At 43.6% G+C, this 23,015-nt stretch carries 21 protein-coding genes; 13 read left to right on the top strand and 8 right to left on the bottom strand.

Annotation, left to right across the window (positions count from 1 at the left end):
• Positions 1-14: 14 nt before the first annotated feature.
• From VA249_RS03920 to fldA, 3 genes are all read left to right on the top strand, one after another.
• Complete coding sequence (locus VA249_RS03920) at positions 15-782, top strand: alpha/beta fold hydrolase (protein ID WP_221069032.1); 768 nt, start codon at positions 15-17, stop codon at positions 780-782.
• A 112-nt stretch (positions 783-894) separates the two neighbouring features.
• On the top strand, positions 895-1,116 hold the full coding sequence (locus tag VA249_RS03915) for a DUF2788 domain-containing protein (protein WP_128812327.1): 222 nt from the start codon (positions 895-897) through the stop codon (positions 1,114-1,116).
• 50 nt (positions 1,117-1,166) lie between these two features.
• The gene (fldA, locus tag VA249_RS03910) at positions 1,167-1,700 is read left to right on the top strand and encodes a flavodoxin FldA (protein WP_128811362.1); all 534 of its coding nucleotides are present in this window, start codon (positions 1,167-1,169) and stop codon (positions 1,698-1,700) included.
• A gap of 127 nt (positions 1,701-1,827) precedes the next feature.
• Here fldA and VA249_RS03905 read toward each other — a convergent pair whose 3' ends face one another.
• Positions 1,828-2,331, bottom strand: a complete 504-nt coding sequence (locus VA249_RS03905; RefSeq protein WP_211919799.1) for a DUF4442 domain-containing protein — start codon at positions 2,329-2,331, stop codon at positions 1,828-1,830.
• 199 nt (positions 2,332-2,530) lie between these two features.
• On the opposite strand from VA249_RS03905, the gene fcrX reads away from it, so the two are divergent.
• Positions 2,531-2,980, top strand: coding sequence for a ferric iron uptake transcriptional regulator FcrX (gene fcrX, locus VA249_RS03900; protein ID WP_128811363.1), 450 nt, complete (start codon positions 2,531-2,533; stop codon positions 2,978-2,980).
• Positions 2,981-3,107: 127 nt separating this feature from the next.
• Here fcrX and glnS read toward each other — a convergent pair whose 3' ends face one another.
• Together glnS and nagE are read right to left on the bottom strand one after the other, a co-directional pair.
• Positions 3,108-4,778 carry a glutamine--tRNA ligase gene (gene glnS / locus VA249_RS03895; protein WP_128811364.1) on the bottom strand — a complete coding sequence of 557 codons (1,671 nt, stop codon included), beginning with the start codon at positions 4,776-4,778 and terminating at the stop codon, positions 3,108-3,110.
• 234 nt (positions 4,779-5,012) lie between these two features.
• The gene (nagE, locus tag VA249_RS03890; RefSeq protein WP_128811365.1) at positions 5,013-6,587 is read right to left on the bottom strand and encodes an N-acetylglucosamine-specific PTS transporter subunit IIBC; all 1,575 of its coding nucleotides are present in this window, start codon (positions 6,585-6,587) and stop codon (positions 5,013-5,015) included.
• Between the two features lie 490 nt (positions 6,588-7,077).
• Here nagE and nagA point away from each other — a divergent pair, with 490 nt between their 5' ends.
• The 4 genes from nagA to asnB all read left to right on the top strand — a co-directional run bounded on the left by nagA (position 7,078) and on the right by asnB (position 12,996).
• The gene (nagA, locus tag VA249_RS03885) at positions 7,078-8,214 is read left to right on the top strand and encodes an N-acetylglucosamine-6-phosphate deacetylase (protein WP_221069030.1); all 1,137 of its coding nucleotides are present in this window, start codon (positions 7,078-7,080) and stop codon (positions 8,212-8,214) included.
• Between the two features lie 2 nt (positions 8,215-8,216).
• Positions 8,217-9,431, top strand: a complete 1,215-nt coding sequence (gene nagC / locus VA249_RS03880; protein ID WP_221069028.1) for a DNA-binding transcriptional regulator NagC — start codon at positions 8,217-8,219, stop codon at positions 9,429-9,431.
• Between the two features lie 80 nt (positions 9,432-9,511).
• Positions 9,512-11,101 carry a cation:proton antiporter family protein gene (locus VA249_RS03875; RefSeq protein ID WP_221069026.1) on the top strand — a complete coding sequence of 530 codons (1,590 nt, stop codon included), beginning with the start codon at positions 9,512-9,514 and terminating at the stop codon, positions 11,099-11,101.
• 230 nt (positions 11,102-11,331) lie between these two features.
• Positions 11,332-12,996: an asparagine synthase B gene (gene asnB, locus VA249_RS03870; RefSeq protein WP_221069024.1), complete on the top strand. Its 1,665-nt coding sequence runs from the start codon at positions 11,332-11,334 to the stop codon at positions 12,994-12,996.
• Between the two features lie 153 nt (positions 12,997-13,149).
• Here the strand turns inward: asnB and rfaH are convergent, their stop codons facing one another.
• Positions 13,150-13,650: a transcription/translation regulatory transformer protein RfaH gene (gene rfaH, locus VA249_RS03865; protein ID WP_221069021.1), complete on the bottom strand. Its 501-nt coding sequence runs from the start codon at positions 13,648-13,650 to the stop codon at positions 13,150-13,152.
• Positions 13,651-13,981: 331 nt separating this feature from the next.
• On the opposite strand from rfaH, the gene VA249_RS03860 reads away from it, so the two are divergent.
• Positions 13,982-15,370 carry a peptide MFS transporter gene (locus tag VA249_RS03860; protein ID WP_221069019.1) on the top strand — a complete coding sequence of 463 codons (1,389 nt, stop codon included), beginning with the start codon at positions 13,982-13,984 and terminating at the stop codon, positions 15,368-15,370.
• 119 nt (positions 15,371-15,489) lie between these two features.
• Here VA249_RS03860 and hemH read toward each other — a convergent pair whose 3' ends face one another.
• The 3 genes from hemH to htpG all read right to left on the bottom strand — a co-directional run bounded on the left by hemH (position 15,490) and on the right by htpG (position 19,460).
• Positions 15,490-16,452 (bottom strand): ferrochelatase, encoded by a 963-nt coding sequence (hemH, locus tag VA249_RS03855; protein ID WP_221069017.1) that lies wholly within the window; start codon positions 16,450-16,452, stop codon positions 15,490-15,492.
• Between the two features lie 139 nt (positions 16,453-16,591).
• Positions 16,592-17,236 carry an adenylate kinase gene (gene adk / locus VA249_RS03850; RefSeq protein ID WP_128811372.1) on the bottom strand — a complete coding sequence of 215 codons (645 nt, stop codon included), beginning with the start codon at positions 17,234-17,236 and terminating at the stop codon, positions 16,592-16,594.
• A gap of 319 nt (positions 17,237-17,555) precedes the next feature.
• Positions 17,556-19,460 carry a molecular chaperone HtpG gene (htpG, locus tag VA249_RS03845; protein WP_221069015.1) on the bottom strand — a complete coding sequence of 635 codons (1,905 nt, stop codon included), beginning with the start codon at positions 19,458-19,460 and terminating at the stop codon, positions 17,556-17,558.
• A gap of 270 nt (positions 19,461-19,730) precedes the next feature.
• On the opposite strand from htpG, the gene VA249_RS03840 reads away from it, so the two are divergent.
• From VA249_RS03840 to VA249_RS03825, 4 genes are all read left to right on the top strand, one after another.
• Positions 19,731-20,600, top strand: a complete 870-nt coding sequence (locus tag VA249_RS03840) for a winged helix-turn-helix domain-containing protein (protein WP_221069013.1) — start codon at positions 19,731-19,733, stop codon at positions 20,598-20,600.
• A gap of 11 nt (positions 20,601-20,611) precedes the next feature.
• Entirely contained in the window at positions 20,612-21,133 is a 522-nt protein-coding gene (locus tag VA249_RS03835; protein ID WP_128811375.1) for a regulatory protein ToxS, read from the top strand.
• Positions 21,134-21,180: 47 nt separating this feature from the next.
• A complete protein-coding gene (locus VA249_RS03830) occupies positions 21,181-21,936 on the top strand; it encodes a sulfite exporter TauE/SafE family protein (protein ID WP_221069011.1) in 756 nt (251 codons plus the stop codon).
• A gap of 66 nt (positions 21,937-22,002) precedes the next feature.
• The gene (locus tag VA249_RS03825) at positions 22,003-22,281 is read left to right on the top strand and encodes an Rdx family protein (RefSeq protein ID WP_211919810.1); all 279 of its coding nucleotides are present in this window, start codon (positions 22,003-22,005) and stop codon (positions 22,279-22,281) included.
• 42 nt (positions 22,282-22,323) lie between these two features.
• On the opposite strand, the gene yfcE is transcribed toward VA249_RS03825, so the two are convergent.
• The gene (yfcE, locus tag VA249_RS03820; RefSeq protein WP_221069010.1) at positions 22,324-22,869 is read right to left on the bottom strand and encodes a phosphodiesterase; all 546 of its coding nucleotides are present in this window, start codon (positions 22,867-22,869) and stop codon (positions 22,324-22,326) included.
• Positions 22,870-23,015 lie beyond the last annotated feature (146 nt).

Below are 23,015 nucleotides of genomic sequence, written 5' to 3'. Positions count from 1 at the left end.
ACGAATAAGATAAAATGTCAGCATTGCTCAACTATAAACAAGAAGGCCAAGGCCAAACGGTTGTTTTGATTCATGGATTGTTTGGAAGTTTCAGTAATCTTGGCTTACTGGCACGCGATCTTTCTCAAGATCATTCCGTGATCAGTATTGATCTGCGAAATCATGGTTTGTCATTTCACACCAATGTTCATGATTATCCTTCCATGGCGCAAGATGTCGTTGAGTTAATTACCCATTTAAACGTCCAATCTGCACTCGTGATAGGACACTCTATGGGAGGAAAAGTCGCCATGAAAGTCGCTGATATTGCTCCACAACTGGTCAAACAGCTTATGGTCTTGGATATCGCTCCAGTGGCATACGATACGAATCGCCATGAGAATGTGTTTAGTGGACTTCAAGCGGTAATCGCAGAGCAACCGACTAACCGACAACAGGCGATGACGATTCTCGCTCAACATATCGAGATCGATGGAGTTAGGCAGTTTTTATCTAAGTCACTATTTAATAATGACGGCAAAATGGATTGGCGTTTTAATGTAGGTAGCTTACTTAGAAATTACACCAACATTATCGGATGGGAAGAGATTACTCCAACTGATATCCCCACTCTGTTCATTAAAGGTGGCGATTCAGATTATCTCATGCCCGAGCATCAACCAGCAGTGAAGCGACAATTTAATAATGCAAAAGCACACATTATCGCCAATACTGGGCACTGGTTACATGCAGAAAAACCAGCTGAAGTTCTACGCGTGATCAGGAAACACATTTCAAGTTAACAAATTAGAAAAACAACGCCAGAATATTGAAATAACCCCTCTCGTAGTCCATTAACTTTACGGATTAACAGTGGTATAGTGCGGCCAAGAATTTTTGGCATAAAGGATGACTATGCTATACGACTATATGGATATGCTCGAGTCTATTGGGCTTGATCTTCTTTTTGCTGCTATCTTCTTTTTCATTGGGATGGCAATAAAAGATGTTCTGAAAGAAGGTAATGTACCGGTTTTCGGTCGTCGTATTGTGTGGTTAGTTCTTTTCCTTGGCTGTGCTGGTTTCATTGCTAAAGGCATTATTCAACTCAGCTGGGAAGGTTCGGGGCTAGGCTAATTACCGCTCCGCCATCGCCAGTAACAAAACAATGTAAAGGTATAGACTCTATGGCAAGTGTAGGTATCTTCTTCGGTAGCGACACAGGTAATACTGAAGCCGTTGCAAAGATGATTCAAAAGCAACTAGGTAAACAACTAGTTCACGTTCAAGACATCGCAAAAAGCAGCAAAGAAGACATTGATAACTTTGATCTTCTTCTTTTAGGTATCCCTACTTGGTACTACGGTGAAGCGCAATGTGATTGGGATGATTTCTTCCCAGAACTTGAGCAAATCGACTTCTCAACCAAGCTGGTTGCAATCTTTGGTTGTGGTGATCAAGAAGATTACGCAGAGTACTTCTGTGATGCTATGGGTACTGTACGCGACATCGTTGAAGCGAAAGGCGGCACTATCCTAGGCCACACTTCAACAGACAGTTACGAGTTCGAAGCATCGAAAGCGCTAGTTGAAGGCGACGACAGCCAATTTGTTGGTCTATGTATTGACGAAGATCGTCAACCAGAGCTAACAGAACAACGCGTTGAGAACTGGGTAAAACAAATCTACGAAGAAATGTGCCTAGCTGAACTCGAAGGTTAAGAATACATTCTGACATCAAAAGACCTCTATTTCGGAGGTCTTTTTTTTATGCAAAATATCGCAAGTATGGTAGTTATTTAGCCTCAACTTGATAGCTTTCGCAATTACTAGCAATTACGGTTAACAACTACTGCGCCTCTGTGGCGACCTCTTCTTCACGATACTGAGGCTTTTTCCTCACATACAACTTGCGCTGCACTTCAGAAACCACATTTCCGTTTTTATCTTTTACATGTGTGATGAACTCAGGGAAACACTTCTCACCATTTCGCGTCAATTGGTAGATTTCATCAAGCATACTGTCTGTGACTTCAAAATCGGCAAACAAGTCACTCTGCCCAGGCTTAATAAAATTGATGCTGGCTTCTTTATCCCATACGTAATATTCCTCACGTAAAATACCCATCAGCATTAATGAATAAATTGGGTCAGTCAGTGAAAAAATACTCCCCCCATACTGAGTCCGATTCGCATTTTTATTCCACCATCGAAGCTTCAGACGAACTTTAACCACTCTAAAATCATCAGAAATATGTAAGATTTTAATACCTGCCCCCCAAAATGGCGGCCAAATATTGAGCGAAAACTTAACTATCCCTGGCTTATATATTTTTTCAAGTCGCTTATTCATACCTATCCATAGTATTTTCGATTCAATGTTATCAATTTGTAACTGGTCTGATCTGTAATATAATCGACCCGTTTCCAATTTACAAAAAGAATCTATTAACCCTTTGAAGTTCGTGGTTTAATGTTCACGGTGCTTCGCCTATAATGGTAAGCATATTAAATTCTGTTAAATCGCTGCAGATGATCCAACGGGAAAGTATATGTCAGATAATAATCAGGCGCTGAAGGATGCGGGCTTAAAAGTAACCCTTCCAAGGCTAAAAATTCTAGAAGTACTTCAGCAGCCAGACTGCCAGCACATCAGTGCTGAAGATTTGTACAAAAAGTTGATTGATCTAGGTGAAGAGATAGGTCTTGCAACAGTTTATCGTGTACTCAACCAGTTTGATGATGCTGGTATTGTCACTCGTCACCACTTCGAAGGTGGTAAATCCGTATTTGAATTGTCAACTCAACATCATCATGACCACCTTGTGTGTCTTGATTGCGGTGAAGTTATTGAGTTTTCTGATGACGTGATTGAACAACGTCAACGCGAAATTGCGGCTAAATACAACGTGAAGCTAACAAACCACAGCCTTTACCTTTACGGTAAATGTGGTGACGGATCGTGTAAACAGAACCCTGACGCACACAAGCCAAACAAATAGAATCGAGAACGTTTCTAAAATAAATGTTTTAAACGCTGGCAATGGCCAGCGTTTTTTTTGATATAAAAAACGCCAGCGATTAAGCTGGCGTTTTTATAGCAATTATTTTTTCAGCAGTTAACTGAGATTATTGATTCTCAATTTTCGCCCATGTGTCACGTAGACCAACCGTACGGTTGAACACTAACTTCTCTGCTGAAGAATCTTTTGAATCTGCACAGAAATAGCCCATACGTTCAAACTGGAAGCCTTGCTCAGCTTCTGCAGCCACCAAACTTGGCTCAACAAAACCGTTAAGAACCACAAGTGATTCTGGGTTAATTGTCGCAGCAAAGTCATTTGCAGCCGCTGGGTTAGCAACAGTAAACAAACGATCGTATAAACGAATTTCAGCTGGTAAGCCTTTATCCGCAGATACCCAGTGAATAACACCTTTTACTTTACGGCCATCTGCAGGGTTTTTACCTAGCGTGTCCGCATCATAAGTACAGTAAATCGTTGTAATGTTACCCTCTGCATCTTTCTCGATACGTTCCGCTTGGATAACGTATGCGCCACGCAGACGAACTTCTTTACCTAGAACTAAACGCTTGTACTTCTTGTTCGCTTCTTCGCGGAAGTCTTCACGCTCAATCCAAACTTCGCGAGTAAATGGTACTTCACGCTCGCCCATTTCAGGCTTGTTTGGATGGTTAGCAACAGTCAGTGTTTCTACCGCACCTTCTTCGAAGTTTTCGATAACGATTTTTACTGGATCTAAAACCGCCATTGCACGTGGTGCATTTTCGTTTAGATCGTCACGAATACAAGATTCTAGTGAACCGAACTCAATCATGTTCTCTTGTTTCGTTACACCGATACGCTTACAGAATTCACGGATAGATGCAGGTGTGAAACCACGACGACGTAGACCAGAAACGGTTGGCATACGAGGGTCATCCCAACCATCAACTAATTTCTCAGTCACAAGTTGGTTTAGTTTACGTTTAGACATCACCGTGTATTCAAGGTTCAAACGGCTGAATTCGTACTGGTGTGGACGACAATCAATCGTAATGTTCTCAAGTACCCAATCGTACAAACGACGGTTGTCCATGAACTCTAGTGTACAAATCGAGTGCGTAATGCCCTCTAATGCGTCAGAGATACAGTGTGTGAAGTCGTACATTGGGTAAATGCACCACTTGTCACCCGTTTGGTGGTGAGTCGCAAAACGTACACGGTAGATCACTGGGTCACGCATTACCATGAATGACGAACCCATATCGATCTTCGCACGAAGACACGCTTTACCCTCTTCGAATTCACCTGCACGCATTTTTTCAAATAGCGCTAGGTTTTCTTCGATTGGGCGATCGCGGTAAGGGCTTGGTTTACCCGGCGCCGTTAGCGTACCACGGTATTCACGAATCTGCTCTGGACTTAGCTCATCAACATACGCTAAGCCTTTATTAATCAATTCAATTGCATATTCGTAAAGCTTATCGAAGTAGTTTGATGAGTAACATACTTCACCATCCCATTCGAAGCCCAACCAGTTTACATCTTTCTTGATAGACTCAACGTATTCGATGTCTTCTTTTTCAGGGTTTGTATCGTCGAAACGCAAGTTACATTGACCCTGGTAGTCCTGAGCAATACCGAAGTTCAAACAGATAGACTTAGCATGACCGATGTGCAGGTAGCCATTTGGCTCCGGCGGAAATCGAGTATGCACGCTAGTGTGTTTACCATCCGCTAGATCTTTATCAATGATCTGGCGAATAAAGTTTGATGGACGAGCATCAGTTTCACTCATCTATAGCACCTCAAAATATTAGTATTGTCAGAGAAAACGGAACTCTGCAGCCAAGGTTGGTTTTGCAGAGTGCATTGTTCCTAATGATCCACAATTCTTATCGATTAGACAACAAGAACCGTCCTTAAAACGACAATATTTCTCTACTTAGCTAAGCAATAACGTGGATTTCATTCATATAGACAAAAAAAGACCTCCCGAGGGAGGTCTTTATAGAGAGTCGTTAAGATGTAATTAAGGAAGTTTTACATCTGATAGGTCTTCACCTGCACCGATTGCTTTCATTTCACCAGCAACGATTTCAGCAAGAGGACCAAGGATTACTTGTAGGTTATTTTCACCTAGTTTAACCACACCTTTCGCGCCTAATTTCTTAAGTACTGCTTCGTCAGCAACAGAGCGGTCTTTCAGCGTTAGACGTAGACGAGTGATACACGCGTCAATTGAAGTTAGGTTATCGTGACCACCTAGTGCTTTTAGGTATTGACGTGCTAGGTCACCTTTTTTCGCATCACCTGCAGCTGGTGCCGCTGGCGCTTCATCGTCGTCTTCACGACCTGGCGATTTCAGGTTGAAAGCGCGGATTGCGAAGCTGAATGTGAAGAAGTATAGAGCACCGAAGCCTAGACCTACTGCGAACAATACTAGTGGCTTAGTTGCAAGGCCGTAGTTCAGTACGAAGTCGATTAGACCTGCAGAGAAACCAAAGCCGTGTAGCGTGCCAAGCATGTTTGCAATTACTAGAGATAGACCTGTAAATACTGCGTGGATTGCGTATAGAGCAGGCGCTAGGAATACGAACATGAACTCTAGAGGCTCAGTGATACCTGTTAGGAATGAACAGAATGCTACTGAGAATAGTGCACCACCAACTTGGCTACGTTTCTCAACTGGTGCAGCTAGGTACATAGCTAGCGCCGCACCTGGTAGACCGAACATCATTACAGGGAAGAAACCGTTCATGAATACACCAGCGCTCTTATCACCACCGAAGAAGCGGTGTAGGTCACCAGATTTCAGAGTTTCAGTTACTTCTTTAACTGTTGCTGTGATTTCTGGAGTTACAGAGTTAGCGAATTCGAATGTGTGAGTTTGACCAGCAACAAGAGTCTTAGCTAGAGCTGGGTCAACACAAAGTTGTTGTAGAGCAGGAAGAGCTTGACCAGCCGCTGTTGCGCCAGAAACTAGCACTTCTTGACACGTACCCATACCGAACCAGAAGTAAGAGTTTAGTACGTGGTGTAGACCTACAGGGATAAGTGCACGGTTAAGCGTACCGTATACAAACTGACCAATAGCACCAGAAGTAGAAACTGCGTGTGCTAGCGCGTCAAGACCACCTTGGATTGTTGGCCATACAACACCAGCAATTGCACCAGCTACTAGCGAGAATAGACCCGCCATGATTGGTACTAGACGTTTGCCAGAGAAGAATGCCAACCACTCTGGAAGACGAGTAGCGTGGAAAGCGTTGTAAGAGTGACCAGCGATGATACCTGCAATGATACCGCCGAAGAATGACATATTAACGCTTGCATCGATTGTCGCTGCAGTAGCGGTTAGTACGAAGTAAGCAACTGCACCAGCAAGACCAGCTGCACCTTGACCATCTTTAGAAAGACCGATCGCGATACCTAAACCGAATAATAGTGGTAGTTGACTAAAGATTGCGTTACCAGCAGATGCCATAAACGCGATATCTAACAGGTCAGGTTGACCCAAACGTAGTAAAAGCGCTGCAACTGGAAGCGTTGCGATAGGAAGCATAAGAGCTTTACCTAACTTCTGCGCGTATCCAAGAATATTCACCTTAAGTTCCCCCTATAGGATTTTATGTTTTGTCGAATGACTTATTTCAGTCGTTCAATTTAGTCGCTATCAGTTTATGATATTAATTTTGCTCCGCAAATTAAAACCTCATTGTTTGTGATCATAATCACCAGATTTTGCCCTCACCAAAGGTTTTTGCTAGCGAGATCATAAAACTTATTTTATTATACGAAAAAATGGCGTTTTAAAGATAATATTCTCGCACTTTATGCAAGAAAGAATCAGTGTTACTTTATGTATATTAAAGCTCGATCGCTGTAACTTCGCTCTGAGAAATAATCATAAAATCGAACTAAATTCCAACTTTTCAGATGGTTACAATGATAACAACATTGATAAAACGCGGCTTGCTGTATGTGGCCTGCTATCTAAATCAGTGATACAAACTAAGTAATCCATATGACTCACACAGTCATCACCTAGATAGCACGTCAGAAATTGAATTCTCATTTATAAGGATTAGCTGACTATGTACGCGCTAAGTAACTGTAAAATCTATACCGGTAGTGACGTTCTAACTAACCATGCGGTTATCATTGAAAACGGTCAAATCCAATCTGTGGTGCCAGAGGCCCAACTACCTAGCGGTATTGAAGTTAAAGACCTGAACGGTGCGAATCTGAGCCCAGGTTTTATTGACCTTCAACTTAATGGCTGTGGCGGAGTGATGTTAAATGACGAAATCACACCAGAAACCATGCAGATTATGCACCAAGCTAACCTTAAGTCTGGCTGTACAAGCTTCCTTCCTACCCTAATCACTTCTTCCGATGAAGACATGCAGGCAGCTCTAAGCGCTGCGCGTGAATACCATAATAAGTACCAAAACCAATCGTTAGGTTTACACCTTGAAGGTCCTTACCTTAATGTCGCGAAAAAAGGCATTCACAGCGTTGATTTTATCCGTCCATCAGACGACGGCATGATCGACCTCATCTGTGCAAATGCGGATATCGTTGCGAAAGTAACCCTTGCCCCTGAGCAAAATGATCCTGAACATATCGCACGTCTAAAAGCGGCGGGTATCGTGGTGTCAATTGGTCACACTAACGCAACCTACGCAGAAGCACGCGAGGGTTTTGAAGCGGGTATTACGTTCGCAACTCACCTATTTAATGCGATGACACCAATGGTTGGTCGTGAACCTGGCGTAGTCGGTGCAATCTATGACACTCCTGAAGTTTACGCTGGCATTATTGCTGACGGCTTCCACGTTGATTATGCAAACATCCGAATTGCCCACAAAATCAAAGGCGAAAAGCTTGTTTTGGTGACCGACGCCACAGCTCCAGCAGGTGCGGACATGGATCACTTTATTTTTGTTGGTAAGAAAGTATATTACAAGGATGGTAAGTGTGTTGATGAAAACGGCACACTAGGCGGCTCAGCCCTAACAATGATCGAAGCAGTTCAAAATTCGGTTGAGCACGCAGGCATCGCTTTAGATGAAGCTCTACGAATGGCTACGTTGTACCCAGCTACCGCAATCGGTGTTGAGGATCGTCTTGGCCGAGTTCGAAAAGGAATGGTGGCAAACCTGACTATTTTCGATCGTGACTTCAATGTAAAAGCGACGGTTGTTAACGGACAATACGAGCAAAATTAAGCATGAATGGCGGACAGATTGGTAACGTAGATTTAGTAAAACAATTAAACAGTGCTGCTGTTTATAGGTTGATTGACCAACAAGGTCCTATCTCCCGCATACAGGTGGCTGATGTAAGCCAGCTTGCACCTGCAAGTGTTACCAAAATAACCCGTCAATTACTTGAACGCGGCCTTATCAAAGAGGTCGCTCAACAAGCTTCAACCGGTGGTCGAAGAGCGATTTCTTTGACCACTGAAGACAAACCTTTCCACTCTATCGCCGTTCGACTGGGTCGCGACTACGTCCAATTCTGTTTATACGACCTAAGCGGCACCGCATTAGCGTCTGACCAACATGAGTTGCACTACACAAACCAAGCTGATCTTATCTCTGGTCTTATCGACTTACTTAAAGACTTCGAAAGTCGCTGCCAAGATAAGATCGAACAGCTGATTGCGATTGGTATTACCTTACCAGGCTTAGTAAACCCGACTACGGGTGTTGTTGAGTACATGCCAAATACGGATATCGACAATCTAGCATTGGGTGAAATCATCCGTGAGAAGTTCAATACCGCATGTTTTGTCGGTAACGATGTACGTGGCATGGCTTTAGCCGAACATTACTTCGGTGCGAGCCAAGATTGCCAAGACTCAATCTTAGTCAGCGTTCACCGTGGTACTGGTGCAGGCATCATCGTAAATGGACAAGTATTCTTAGGCTTTAACCGTAACGTTGGTGAGATTGGCCATATTCAAATCGATCCACTTGGAGAACAGTGCCAGTGTGGCAACTTTGGTTGTCTTGAGACCGTGGCAGCAAACCCAGCGATTGTGCAACGAGTAAGACAGCTCATCTCACAAGGCTACGAATCAAGCTTAACGGAACTTGAACACATTACTATCGAAGACGTGTGTAACCATGCCATAAACGGCGACGAACTGGCTAAACAAAGCTTAGTGCGTGTGGGTAATCAATTGGGTAAAGCCATTGCTATCACCATTAACTTATTTAACCCACAAAAAATCGTTATCGCCGGTGACATTACTGCGGCTGAAGAAATTGTTTTCCCTGCGATTAGACGCAACGTTGAAAATCAGTCTCTAAAAACATTCCATAACGAACTTCCTATCGTCGCATCTCATATTGATAAGCAACCAACCATGGGTGCATTTGCAATGATAAAACGCGCAATGTTAAACGGAGTTTTGTTACAAAAGTTACTAGAAGACTAAGTTTATACAACTAATTGAGTTACAATTCGGGCTGTGGTTTCACAGCCCGTTTTTGTTTATAAGGACTATCACTCAATAGTATGGAAATAATTCTGATAACAACCGCATTCTTTGCGGGCTTCGTTGCGCTTAAATGCAACCTTCCTCCTTTAGTCGGTTTTTTACTCGCAGGCTTTGGCTTGCATACTTTCGGCTTTCAAAGTAACGATGTCATCATCACACTTGCTGACCTTGGTGTAACACTTCTTCTCTTTACCATTGGTTTAAAACTGGATGTCAAAACTCTACTCTCTAAAGAAATTTGGGGAGGAGCCACTGCACACAATATTCTTTCTACTCTCTTTTTTGCGCTGGTTCTGATCGGTTTAAAACTATTAGGTTTATCTTCATTAGCAAGCATGGAGAACACCCAGATTCTACTATTGGCATTTGCCCTTTCTTTTTCTAGTACCGTTTTTGCCGTTAAGACGCTGCAAGACAAAGGTGAAATGAATGCCACATACGGCACGCTAGCCATTGGTATCCTCGTTATGCAGGATATTTTTGCCGTCGTCTTCCTTACCGCTTCAACAGGCAAAATTCCAGAATGGTACGCAATAGGATTGTTTGCGCTGCCGCTTGCACGTCCATTGTTTTACAAGTTGCTAGACAAAGTCGGTCACGGCGAGATGTTGGTGCTATTTGGCATCTTCTTTGCGTTAGTTGTTGGTGCTGGATTGTTTGAACTCGTAGGAATGAAACCAGATTTAGGTGCGCTGATCCTTGGAATGTTACTTGCCGGACACCGAAAAGCATCAGAGCTTTCCAAATCGCTGTTCAATATGAAAGAACTGTTCTTGGTTTGCTTCTTCCTGAATATCGGTTTGTCCGCATCGCTCAGTTTTACTGGTATTGGCTTAGCGCTATTATTTATCCTGCTTTTACCAATCAAAGGCCTACTCTACTTCCTCACCATTAATTACTTTAAATTCCGTGTACGCACGTCTTTGCTGACGTCGCTATCGCTGTTCAATTACAGTGAGTTTGGCTTAATAGTTGGTGGTTTGGCTTACAAGATGGGATGGATGCCTAACGATATGCTTGCCGCCATTGCGGTTGCGGTTTCTATTTCCTTTATCATCTCTGCGCCACTCAATCGACTAGGCCATCAGATTTACCAGCACTCAGGAAAGTGGTTGCAAGAAACCGCAGCAGAAAAACTCAATCAACGCGATCAGTTGATCAATCCCGGTCATGCACAAGTACTAATTTTAGGAATGGGACGAATTGGTACTGGTGCTTATGACGAACTACGCGCCCGCTATGGCAAGATTTCTCTTGGGGTCGAAGTTCGCGAAGATGCGGCGCACAAACATCGCTCAGAAGGTCGTAATGTTATTGCTGGCGATGCAACTGACCCTGATTTTTGGGAACGGATCTTAGACACCGGCAACGTGAAAATGGTGTTACTTGCAATGCCACACCATCAGGGTAACCAAACCGCCCTCGAACAATTGCACAGTCGGAACTACAAAGGCCAAATTGCCGCAATTGCCGAGTACCCCGACCAACTTGAGGGCTTACTCGAAAATGGCGTTGATGCCGCATTTAATATCTATAATGAGGCAGGTAGCGGTTTCGCTCGCCATGTTTGCGAACAGCTCCAACCTCAATTTAGTCCGATGAAATAACGCTATTCACTTGACCACTTATTGAGCCCTCTGACAATAAAGAGGGCTTTTTTGTACGCTTTTTATACCAAACCTTGATTTCATCCATTAAACAGGCCAATAAATTAAATAACATCTAACCAACAAGCCTTTTTATCATTTTTTTAATCACAAAACGTTGCTTTTTTTACTCAGAATGGCAAATTGAATCTATACCGATTAAATATTGTTTAGTTTAAAAAGGATGTTGTATGTGTTCAGTATTTGGCATTTTAGACATTAAAAGCGATGCCGCAGCATTGCGCCCTATCGCACTTGAGATGTCGAAAAAGCTTCGTCATCGTGGCCCAGATTGGTCTGGTATTTACTCATCAGATCGCGCAATTCTAGCGCATGAGCGTTTGGCGATTGTAGGTTTAAATAGTGGTGCGCAACCATTATACAGCCCTGATAAAAAACTCATCCTTGCTGTGAACGGTGAAATTTACAACCACAAAGAAATTCGCGCACGCTACGAGGGCAAATACGAATTCCAGACGGACTCCGACTGTGAGGTGATCTTGGCACTCTACCAAGACATGGGCGCTGACTTACTTGAAGAACTAAACGGTATTTTTGCATTCGTACTATACGATGAAGAAAAAGATGAATATCTAGTCGGCCGTGACCACATTGGTATCATTCCTCTTTACCAAGGTTATGATGAACATGGTAACTACTACGTCGCATCGGAAATGAAAGCGCTTGTGCCAGTATGTAAAACCGTGAGCGAGTTCCCTCCTGGCAGTCACTACAGTAGCTCAGATTCTGAACCACAACGTTATTACATTCGCGATTGGAATGAATACGCTGCGGTACAAGGCAATACCACAAGCAAAGAAGAACTCACTGAAGCGTTAGAAGCGGCAGTGAAACGCCAACTCATGACTGACGTACCTTATGGCGTGCTTCTTTCCGGTGGATTGGACTCTTCTATCACATCTGCGGTAGCAAAACGATTCGCAGCAATGCGTATTGAAGATGATGAAAAATCTGAAGCGTGGTGGCCTCAACTGCACTCATTTGCGATTGGTCTTGAGGGCGCACCAGATCTAAAAGCTGCACGTGAAGTTGCAGAGCAAATTGGTACCGTTCACCATGAAATGACTTACACCATTCAAGAAGGGTTGGATGCAATTCGTGATGTCATTTACCACATTGAAACTTACGATGTGACAACGATCCGAGCTTCGACACCAATGTTCCTACTTGGCCGTAAGATCAAAGCGATGGGTATTAAGATGGTGCTATCTGGTGAGGGCGCCGATGAAATCTTTGGTGGTTACCTCTATTTCCATAAAGCACCAAACGCGCAAGAATTCCATGAAGAAACCGTACGTAAACTGCTTGCCTTGAACATGTTCGATTGTGCCCGAGCAAACAAATCATTGGCAGCATGGGGCGTTGAAGGACGAGTCCCATTCCTAGATAAAGAATTTATTGACGTCGCAATGCGTCTAAACCCTGCTGACAAGATGTGTGGCAACGGCAAAATGGAGAAACACATTCTGCGCGAGTGCTTCGAGCACTATCTACCAGAGGCAATCGCATGGCGTCAGAAAGAACAGTTCTCTGATGGTGTCGGCTACAGTTGGATCGATACACTGAAAGAAGTCGCGGCGCAAAAAGTGACAGACCAACAAATGGAAACCGCACAATACCGTTTCCCTTACAACACACCAACCACAAAAGAAGGTTACGTATACCGTGAGATCTTTGAAGAGTTGTTCCCATTACCATCTGCGGCTGAATGTGTTCCTGGTGGGCCGTCTGTAGCGTGTTCTTCAGCGAAAGCAATTGAGTGGGATGAATCATTCCAAAACTGCGTGGACCCATCTGGTCGTGCCGTACAGACCGTTCACAACGATGCTTACTAGTTTTAAGTAATATCAATAAGGGTTGGTTCCGTTCCATCAACCCTTGAAAGAAAAACAAACAAAAAAGACAGACAAAATAGATACGATCAAAAAGAGGTGCTTTCGCACCTCTTTTTTTATGTTTGAATGAAATTATATCAATCTGGATATACACTATTTCAAATCTAAATCGCTGTTATCAATGCTCACTGGCACGCGTTTAGTGATCATTTGGACAAGCATAATGGATCGTTTTTCACCATCTTGCTCTTGGAAGATCGCATCAATACCAGCAAATTGACCGCTCTTAACGCGTATCTGATCTCCTGGTTGGGGAATATTCTCTGAGCTGGCGTGTTCATCAGTACACTTGTCCAACAGCCTCAACTCATAGATCAGGTCACCTTGGATCTCTTTTGGCTGCGCACCAAATCGAACAAAATCCACCACACCGCGAGTGGAACGTACCGTTGTAAAACTCAGCCCTTGCTCGTAGTCAAATCGAGCAAATATATAACACGGAAACAGCGGCTCTTCGACTTTCTGACGCTTGCCTCGCAAGATTTTCTCTACATCGACCGTTGGGTAGAAACACTCGACACCTTGATTTTCAAGGTGTTGCTTCGCTCTAATCTGCTCACCGCGCTTACAATATAATAAATACCAACGTTTCATATTCTTCTAGCCAATTCCTTTTTTCTCATCCTAGCATTAAGCCAAAGATGAGTCATGGGCATTAAAACAATCAATTACAAAACGGTCAACCATTGAACATTTAGATGATTGGTCTGATGTAAAAATCCCTCTCCGCGTCTATAGCCAAAAATGAAATGTAAGTTTGTAACACACCAAAGACACCGACAATTTACCCACAAAAACAACCTAAAACAGCGACTTAATAATATTTTTGAATCGACACGTGAAATTTTATTATTTGTCAGCACCAAATTTGCGATGTATACGTAGTTTCCGTTAAAAAATGTAATAACTACTATTAGAAGAGCTTATGTCAAACCAACATCAATACTTTGGCCACCCACGTGGCTTGTTCTTACTGTTCGGTACTGAACTGTGGGAACGCTTTTCTTACTACGCAATGCGAGCAATCCTCGTTCTGTACCTCACTGATGCAACAATGAACGGTGGCCTTGGCTGGTCGACTAAAGATGCTCTAGACCTTTACGGCATCTATACTGGACTAGTCTACATCACGCCTCTTATTGGTGGTTACCTTGCGGATAACTACTTAGGCCAACGCCGCTCTATCTTAATTGGTGGTGCATTAATGGCGATCGGTCAGTTTACCCTCGCACTACCAGCAGATGCACTTGGACTAGGCTCTCTACACTCATTTTACCTAGGTCTTGGGCTATTAATTGCAGGTAACGGTCTATTTAAGCCAAATATCTCTACTATGGTTGGTGACCTTTATAATGAAGGCGACAACCGTCGTGATGGCGCGTTCACTATCTTCTACATGGGTATTAATATTGGTGCGCTACTTGCTGGTGTGGTATCTGGTACAGTAACAAACGAATTCGGTTGGAAAGCAGGCTTTGTGGCAGCGGGTGTTGGTATGCTTATCAGCCTTGTAATGCAAATGACAATGGCTCAATCATGGCTTGGTGATATTGGCCGTGAACCAGCAGCTAAGCGCGATCTTGCGCTTAAAAAGTCAGCGAAAAAAGAACCGCTAACGAAAGAAGAAGTAGACCGCATTAAAGTTATCCTGGTAATGAGTTTATTCACTATCGTTTTCTGGGCTGGTTTTGAACAAGCTGGCGGTCTAATGAATATTTACACACAGCAGTACACTGACCGCATGATTGGTGGTTTCGAAGTACCTGCGGCGTGGTTCCAATCATTAAACCCATTCTTCATTATTACTCTTGCACCTGTATTAGCCGTTTTATGGGTGAAACTTGGTAAACGTGAGCCAAACTCACCTATGAAGTTTGCATTTGCAATGTTCTTCCTAGCACTAGGCTTCCTATGTATGGTTGGTGCAGTGATGGAACAGGGTGGCGACACTACTGCGAAAACATCAATGCTATGGCTAGTCGGCGCATTCTTCTTCCATACTCTTGGTGAACTGTGCCTATCCCCAATTGGCTTGTCTCTAGTAACAAAACTTGCTCCACTTCGTCTAGCTTCGTTGATGATGGGTGCGTGGTTTGGTTGTAATGCTATCGCAAACTACGTTGCTGGTTATGTTGGTTCACACGTTGGTGAACTTGGTGCCTTAGCTATCTTCAGTGGTATTGCAGTCACTGCGACCATTTCAGGCATTATTCTACTGCTATTTGCCAATACGCTAGTGCGTTGGATGCACGGTGCAGAGAACACACATAGCACAGCAGAACAAATTGAAGAGCAACAAACTCAAGTTGCTTAATGTGATTGGTATAAAGTACACATAAAATAAAGGGTCGCGATTGCGGCCCTTTTTCGTTTCTGTCACCCCAAACTACGTTGGAATTAATTCGGGATAGATTGATGTCAAACAAATTAGCGTCAAAGCTTAGAACGAACTAACTCGACCATCATCTCGATATGCTCATCGTTGTCATTCAAGCAAGGAATGTAGCTAAAGCTCTCACCACCAGCTTCTAAGTAGATCTCGCGGCACTCCTCCGAAATCTCCTCAAGCGTTTCAAGACAGTCTGCTGAAAAAGCCGGTGTAATCACGTTGAGCGTCTTCTTACCTTGGTTTGGTAACACTTCTAATGTCTTATCCGTGTATGGCTGTAGCCACTCTTCACGTCCAAAGCGTGACTGATAGGTCATCCCTATTTGGTCTGCATTCAAACCCAGCACCTCTCCCAACAAACGGGTCGTCTCTTCACAATGTTTAGGATAGATATCGCCGTTGTCTGCATAGCGCTTCGGAATACCGTGGTAGGAGCACAGCAAGTAATCACCTTGACCATTTGCATCCCAATGTTCACGCACTGACTGAGCTAATGCCGCAATGTACTTTGGATGGTTATGATAATCACGAATAAAGCTAAACTCAGGCATCACAGGCATCTTTTTGAATGCCTTAGTCATACCGTCGGATACTGCAGCGGTCGTTGTGCCCGAGTACTGTGGATACAATGGCAGGACAATCACATGCTCTACGCCTTGCGCTTGAAGTGCTTCAAAGCCCGACTGCAGACTTGGGTTACCGTAAGTCATACCAAGCTCAACTGGCATGTCTAAAGCCAATCGCAACTTCTCTGCTTGACGTTTTGAGTACACCATTAAAGGCGATCCCTCGTCCATCCATACCGATTGATATAGCTTGGCTACTTTTGGGGCTCGAACAGGTAAAATGATACCGTGAAGAATTGGGCACCAAAGCCAACGCGTCATGTCTACCACGCGATGATCGTGGAGAAACTGGCTCAGAAAGCGTTTTATCGCAGGGGCGGTTGGCTCATCAGGCGTTCCAAGATTCACCAATAACACGCCTTGTTTATTATTGTTTTTCATAACATCCTATTCATGGTAAACAGCGTTGTTTGTACGGAGCATTAAAGCAAATCGCTCACCACATCGACAAACAAAATAAAAAAGCGACCCTAAGGCCGCTTTCAAATATATCAAAATATCAAATTTTGCTGGTAGCAATTTATGCTAGTGCTTTCTCGATATCTGCACTTACTTCTGCAACTTGCTTAGTACCGTCAAATTTCAGGTACTTAGTGTTACCCGCTTCTGCTTCTTTACCGTAGTACTCGATAAGTGGTGCAGTTTGCTCGTGGTAAACACCTAGACGTGCACGAACTGTCTCTTCTTTGTCATCATCACGAACAACAAGATCTTCACCAGTTACGTCATCTTTGCCTTCCACTTTAGGTGGGTTGTAAACAACGTGGTAAGTACGACCTGATGGAAGGTGAGCACGACGACCAGCCATACGCTCAACGATCACGTTGTCAGCTACGTCAAATTCGATAACGTAATCTACGTCTACACCCATTTCTTTTAGGCCATCAGCCTGAGGGATAGTGCGTGGGAAACCATCTAGAAGGAAACCTTTAGCACAATCATCTTGAGCGATACGCTCTTTGATTAGGCCAAGGATGATTTCATCAGAAACTAGCTGACCAGCGTCGATAACAGCTTTAGCTTGTTTACCAAGCTCTGTACCTGCTTTGATAGCAGCACGAAGCATATCACCAGTAGAGATTTGTGGAATACCGTATTTATCCATGATGAAGTTTGCTTGTGTGCCTTTACCTGCACCTGGAGCACCTAGAAGAATGATGCGCATGATTTATCCTCTTTAATATTTAAGATTTATACCGAAGCTCACAACAGCTGGGCTTCTGCGACATCTTGCCTTGGAAGCACTTGCGACGATAAGTTTCGGTATAACGTATTGGCGAACAAAAATACACGCCTTATTAATCACATTCAAGTTTGAGATTCTAACACAGGTTTATCGAGCAATGAGCAGATTAAGACTAAAGAATGTTAGCGATGCCAGCTTTCCTATCGTATTGACTACTAACTCAACACATTGAGTGTGAATCTATGCGTTTACAGACAAAAAGCCCGCAGATCGCGAGCTTTTTGCCGATGTTTTACTATTAAACCTTAGTCAAAAGCTTGTTAATAGCACCAACAAATTGCGTTGGATCTTCCATCGAGCCTCGCTCAGCGAGCATTGCTTGACCTAACAATACTTCGACCCAGCGACCGAACGCTTCTTCATCCGATTCATCAGCCATACGCTTAACAAGTGCATGATCAGGGTTAATTTCAAAAATGTACTTCACTTCTGGTACTGCTTGACCTGCGGCTTCAAGCAGCTTCGCCATCTGCGTACCCATTTCAAAATCATCCGTCACAACAACAGCGGGTGTTGTAGCAAGTTTAAACGTTGTACGTACTTCTTTCACACGGTCGCCTAGGTAAGACTTAGTACGCTCGACCACAGACTTAAACTCTTCTTCAGTTTCTTTCTGTTTCTCTTTTTCTGCTTCGTCTTCAAACTTGCTGAGATCCAAGCCCGCTTTAGTGATGGATTGGAACTGCTTACCATCAAACTCCGTCAAGTAGTTCATCAACCACTCATCAATGCGGTCGAACATCAAAATCACTTCGATGCCTTTTGCTTTGAACTGCTCTAGGTGAGGACTGTTTTTCGCGGCTGCGTAGCTATCTGCTGTTAGATAGTAAATCTTATCTTGGCCTTCTTTCATGCGCTCGATGTAAGAAGTAAGGCTAATGGTTTGTTCTGCTGAATCGACTTCTGTTGAAGCAAAACGCAATAGACCAGCTACTTTTTCTTTGTTGGCCATGTCTTCTGCGACACCTTCTTTCATGACCAAGCCAAACTCTTTCCAGAATGATTGATACTTCTCTTCATCATTCTTCGCCATGCGCTCTAGCATAGTCAGCACACGCTTAGTACATGCGTTACGCAGTGATTGAGTAACCTTGTTATCTTGCAAAATTTCACGCGAGACATTCAGAGGTAGATCATTTGAGTCAATCAAGCCACGCACAAAGCGTAGGTAAGATGGCATGAATTGCTCTGCATCATCCATAATAAACACGCGTTGAACATACAGTTTCAAGCCTGATTTATGGTCACGATTCATCATATCCCATGGCGCTTTCGCTGGGATGTAAAGAAGACTTGTGTAGTCGTTCTTGCCCTCTACACGATTATGGCTCCACGTCAGCGGATCGGCAAAGTCATGCGAAACGTGTTTGTAAAATTCTTGGTATTCTTCATCAGAAATATCTGATTTGTTGCGCGTCCAAAGTGCCTGTGCTTTATTGATTTGCTCCCACTTTTTCTCACCCGTTTCTTTACCATCTTCGTCGCGAACTACCGTTTGGATAGAAACTGGGATACCGATATGGTCAGAGTATTTGCTGATCACATCACGTAGACGCCACTCATTGAGAAACTCTTTACCCTCTTCACGCATATGAAGCACGATGTCAGTGCCGCGAGAATCTTTTGTAATGTTCTCAATGGTGTACTCACCCTCGCCTGCAGAATGCCACTGAACCGCTTGGTCAGCCGCAAGGCCTGCTGCACGTGTGCGAACAGTAACCGCATCCGCCACGATAAACGCCGAGTAGAAACCAACACCGAACTGACCAATTAACTGAGAGTCTTTACTCTGCTCATCAGATAGTTTTGAGAAAAATTCTGCTGTTCCTGATTTGGCGATGGTCCCAAGGTGCTCAATGACATCTTCACGGCTCATACCGATACCATTGTCAGAGATGGTCAGCGTGTTTGCACTTTCATCAAACGCAAGCTTAACGCCAAGATCAGCGTTACCCGCATATAAATCTGGGTTTGATAGCGCTTGGAAACGAAGTTTATCTGATGCATCTGACGCGTTAGAAATCAATTCACGCAAGAAAATCTCTTTGTTTGAATAAAGAGAATGAATCATCAGGTGAAGTAACTGTTTTACCTCTGACTGAAAGCCACGAGTTTCTTTGTTTTGAGATACGGTTTCGCTCATGTTTACTCCATAACATCTAAACTAAGGGGGCTTAATTAACCTAGCCCGAACAGCAAAATTTAAATCAAATTGCTTAACTAAGATGTCATTAACATGCGGCTGACAAATGTAAATTCAAGGTCAATGTTAGCAAAAACAGTGTTTTTTTAGATATTTTTGATTATCCTACGGACCTAAAAGTATCTAAAACGAAAAGAGAGCCCATTGCGCTCCCCACCTTTGTGATGAGAATCACAATAAATCAAAACATCACCACCTAAGAAGAGCTAAATGACAAACATCGGCACCAAATTTCTACTTGCTCAAAGATTTGTCTTTGACCCAAATAGCAATTCGCTCGCAGATCAACAGAGTGGCGACGAAGTTGTACGACTAGGAAGTAACGAAAGCCGCATACTTCTCATGTTGACTGAGAGACCTAACGAAGTAATTAGCCGTAACGAACTGCACGAGTTCGTGTGGCGTGAGCAAGGTTTTGAAGTGGACGACTCAAGCCTCACTCAAGCGATCTCGACACTGCGCAAGATGTTAAAAGATTCGACAAAGTCACCTGAGTTTGTCAAAACGGTACCAAAGCGAGGCTACCAACTCATTTGTTCTGTCGAACGTTTAAATCTATTATCTTCGGATACATCACTCACCAACGATGACGAAGACATTGAAAATGACGCCGCTACTGCTGAGCTAGAGACTTCAAACCAATCAGATGCCTCTCTCGACGTTCCGGAGAGTGCCGACACGGTGTCCGTTGAAGCAAAACCAGCCCCATCTGAAATATCATCTAAAAAATGGGTAGCACGCATTCTCGTACTGTTTGCTCTTTTGCTACCTCTGTGCGTCATCCTATTTACCAATCCTGTCGAATCTAAATTCCGTCAACTTGGCGAATATCACAATGTGCCAATTATGACCCCCGTCAACCACCCTCAACTTAACGCTTGGCTCCCATCAATTGAGCAATGCATAAAAAGTTATGTTGAACACCACGTTGAAGACTCCTCACCAACGAAAGTGATCGCAACTGGAGGACAAAATAACCAGTTGATCCTCAACTATATCCACGGTAGTGAACACTCCTATGAGAATGTGACGCTGCGCATTTTTGCTAATCAAACTGACCCAGCAGACATCTGTAATTAGAGGAAGATGAGATGAAAATTAAAATTGCATCTGCGCTACTCGCAGTGTCCGTTCTTTTTAGCTGTTGGTTGTATTGGGGCAGCGACCTAAAACTGGAGCAAGTCCTAACATCCAATGAGTGGCAATCGAACATGGTGACATTGATTGTCGATGATGTTGCGTCTGATAGCGAAGTCGGCCCACTACGTCGTGTGAATGTAGAATCAAACGTTAAATACTTACCAAACGGTGATTATATCCGCGTGGCTAATATCAAATTATTTGCTCAGGATGGCGATACCGCTGACTCAACCATCAACATATCCGAACGTGGCCGATGGGAAATCAGTGACAATTACTTGTTGGTATCACCATCTGAGTTTAAGGACGTTTCAGCGTCTCAATCCAAAGATTTCTCAGAAGCACAACTACGTTTAATCACTCAAATATTCAAATTGGATGCAGAGCAAAGCCGTCGTATCGATGTAGTTAACGAAAAAACACTCCTACTGACTAGTTTGAACCACGGTTCTACGGTACTGTTTAGAAATTGATAATGATTCAATGAGAAAGGGGCGATGACGCCCCTTTTATTTTGCACATGGATTGGCTAAATACGCTTACACTCTTCTTCGGCTCTCTTGCTGCCAACACCCTCGCATCACTGTCTGGTGGTGGTGCTGGATTGTTGCAATTCCCACTTTTGATTTTTCTCGGCTTACCCTTTTCGGTCGCACTTGGTACGCACAAAGTTGCTTCCGTCGCCCTTGGATTAGGGGCCGCAAGTACGCACCTAAAAGCAGGCACCATAAAACTAAACACGGCACTTTATCTCATTTTCGTTGGCAGTATCGGCGTTATCATCGGCGCAAACATCATTGTTCAAATTTCAGATCATCTCGCTGAAAAAATGCTTGGTGCAATGATTCTTGCTCTTGGTATTTACTCCCGTTTCAAAAAGGACCTCGGACAAACTGAGCAGGCTACTCATCGCGATACTCTGGGTTATGTTTTTGGCGGCTTGGGCTTGATGATAATTGGAATAATCAACGGCTCCCTTACCGCAGGTTCAGGATTACTGGTCACCTTATTCCTTGTCCGTTGGTTCGGTTACGATTACAAACAAGCCGTCGCTTACACTATGATTTGTGTTGGTTTATTCTGGAATGGCATTGGTGGTATCGCTGTCGTACAAGCAGGCGCACCCATTCATTGGGCTTGGTTACCTGTATTGCTATTTAGTTCATTTTTAGGTGGCAGTTTAGGTGCTTGGGCAGCAATGAAATACAGCAATCGAATCATCAAGGTAGCGTTTGAGATCCTTACCTTTGCGGTCGGCTTTAAATTGCTTCTTTAACGATTGGCAAACCGCTGCAAGATTCAGATTTAAAGAGCAACAGACTCTAAATAAAGGAAAGAAATCATGGATAAAGCCATCATCGACATTTATTACTGCCGGCAGTGCAATTGGATGCTTCGATCAACCTGGTTATCACAAGAGCTACTGCATACTTTTAGTGAAGAGATTGAAACCGTCAGTCTGCACCCAGACACAGGAGGACGTTTTGAGATTTTTTGTAATGGCAATCAAATCTGGGAACGCAAGAAAGACGGCGGTTTCCCTGAAGCGAAGGTACTCAAGCAACGCGTAAGAGACCTCATTGATCCAGAACGTCATCTAGGACATTCAGATACAAAATAGGGAGCGCATTGCTCCCATTATTTTCGAACGATTAAACGATTCTCAAATCGTAGTCTGAGCCAAGACTTCACCATCCGGCGTTTTCACCGTGAGAGTATTCCCATCCAGCAAGCCATAGCTTCGTGGTAAACCATTACGAGGAAACGTCATTGAGCCTGGATTGAAAATCACGGCTTCCTCTTGCATTTCAGCGACCGGAACATGGGTGTGCCCGTGAGCAATAATATCACCGCTACGCAATGGTGGACGCTTAGCACTGTTGTACAAGTGTCCATGCGTTAAAAACATACGTTGCCCTGATTCAAGTAAGAGCCAAGCGTAATCTGCCATCATTGGAAAGTTCAATAGCATCTGATCCACTTCACTATCACAGTTACCACGAACAGAAATAATGCGCTCACTATACTGATTGAGTAACTCCGCGACTTGAGTTGGGTTGTAGCCCTCAGGGATCGGGTTTCTCGGGCCATGGTTTAATGTATCACCGAGCAAAATCAAGTGCTGCGCACCAGACGCTAAAAACAGCTGAATGGTTTCTTCTGTTGCTGGTAATGAACCATGCAAATCTGAGGCAAAAAAGAGTTTCACGACATCGTCTCCTCAAAAAGTTTGAGGGTATTCTACGGTATTCCTACAGAAGCTCAACTGGTCTCCCATACTACTTAGCCTCAACTCTGGACCACATTGCTGAATGGCTTATGGCACTTAGCTAATTATGACGCTTAATTACTTGT

This window comes from Vibrio alfacsensis (assembly GCF_019670485.1).
Lineage (GTDB): Bacteria > Pseudomonadota > Gammaproteobacteria > Enterobacterales > Vibrionaceae > Vibrio > Vibrio alfacsensis.
This window is presented reverse-complemented; position numbering and strand designations above follow the sequence as displayed.

Coding starts and splice junctions, on each gene's coding strand:
- nagC (WP_221069028.1), top strand. CDS start 8,217: ATGAATGGCGGACAGATTGGTAACGTAGATTTAGTAAAACAATTAAAC.
- asnB (WP_221069024.1), top strand. CDS start 11,332: ATGTGTTCAGTATTTGGCATTTTAGACATTAAAAGCGATGCCGCAGCA.
- VA249_RS03915 (WP_128812327.1), top strand. CDS start 895: ATGCTATACGACTATATGGATATGCTCGAGTCTATTGGGCTTGATCTT.
- nagA (WP_221069030.1), top strand. CDS start 7,078: ATGTACGCGCTAAGTAACTGTAAAATCTATACCGGTAGTGACGTTCTA.
- VA249_RS03840 (WP_221069013.1), top strand. CDS start 19,731: ATGACAAACATCGGCACCAAATTTCTACTTGCTCAAAGATTTGTCTTT.
- VA249_RS03905 (WP_211919799.1), bottom strand. CDS start 2,331: ATGAATAAGCGACTTGAAAAAATATATAAGCCAGGGATAGTTAAGTTT.
- VA249_RS03920 (WP_221069032.1), top strand. CDS start 15: ATGTCAGCATTGCTCAACTATAAACAAGAAGGCCAAGGCCAAACGGTT.
- hemH (WP_221069017.1), bottom strand. CDS start 16,452: ATGAAAAACAATAATAAACAAGGCGTGTTATTGGTGAATCTTGGAACG.
- VA249_RS03825 (WP_211919810.1), top strand. CDS start 22,003: ATGGATAAAGCCATCATCGACATTTATTACTGCCGGCAGTGCAATTGG.
- htpG (WP_221069015.1), bottom strand. CDS start 19,460: ATGAGCGAAACCGTATCTCAAAACAAAGAAACTCGTGGCTTTCAGTCA.
- VA249_RS03830 (WP_221069011.1), top strand. CDS start 21,181: ATGGATTGGCTAAATACGCTTACACTCTTCTTCGGCTCTCTTGCTGCC.
- rfaH (WP_221069021.1), bottom strand. CDS start 13,650: ATGAAACGTTGGTATTTATTATATTGTAAGCGCGGTGAGCAGATTAGA.
- adk (WP_128811372.1), bottom strand. CDS start 17,236: ATGCGCATCATTCTTCTAGGTGCTCCAGGTGCAGGTAAAGGCACACAA.
- glnS (WP_128811364.1), bottom strand. CDS start 4,778: ATGAGTGAAACTGATGCTCGTCCATCAAACTTTATTCGCCAGATCATT.
- fldA (WP_128811362.1), top strand. CDS start 1,167: ATGGCAAGTGTAGGTATCTTCTTCGGTAGCGACACAGGTAATACTGAA.
- VA249_RS03875 (WP_221069026.1), top strand. CDS start 9,512: ATGGAAATAATTCTGATAACAACCGCATTCTTTGCGGGCTTCGTTGCG.
- VA249_RS03835 (WP_128811375.1), top strand. CDS start 20,612: ATGAAAATTAAAATTGCATCTGCGCTACTCGCAGTGTCCGTTCTTTTT.
- fcrX (WP_128811363.1), top strand. CDS start 2,531: ATGTCAGATAATAATCAGGCGCTGAAGGATGCGGGCTTAAAAGTAACC.
- VA249_RS03860 (WP_221069019.1), top strand. CDS start 13,982: ATGTCAAACCAACATCAATACTTTGGCCACCCACGTGGCTTGTTCTTA.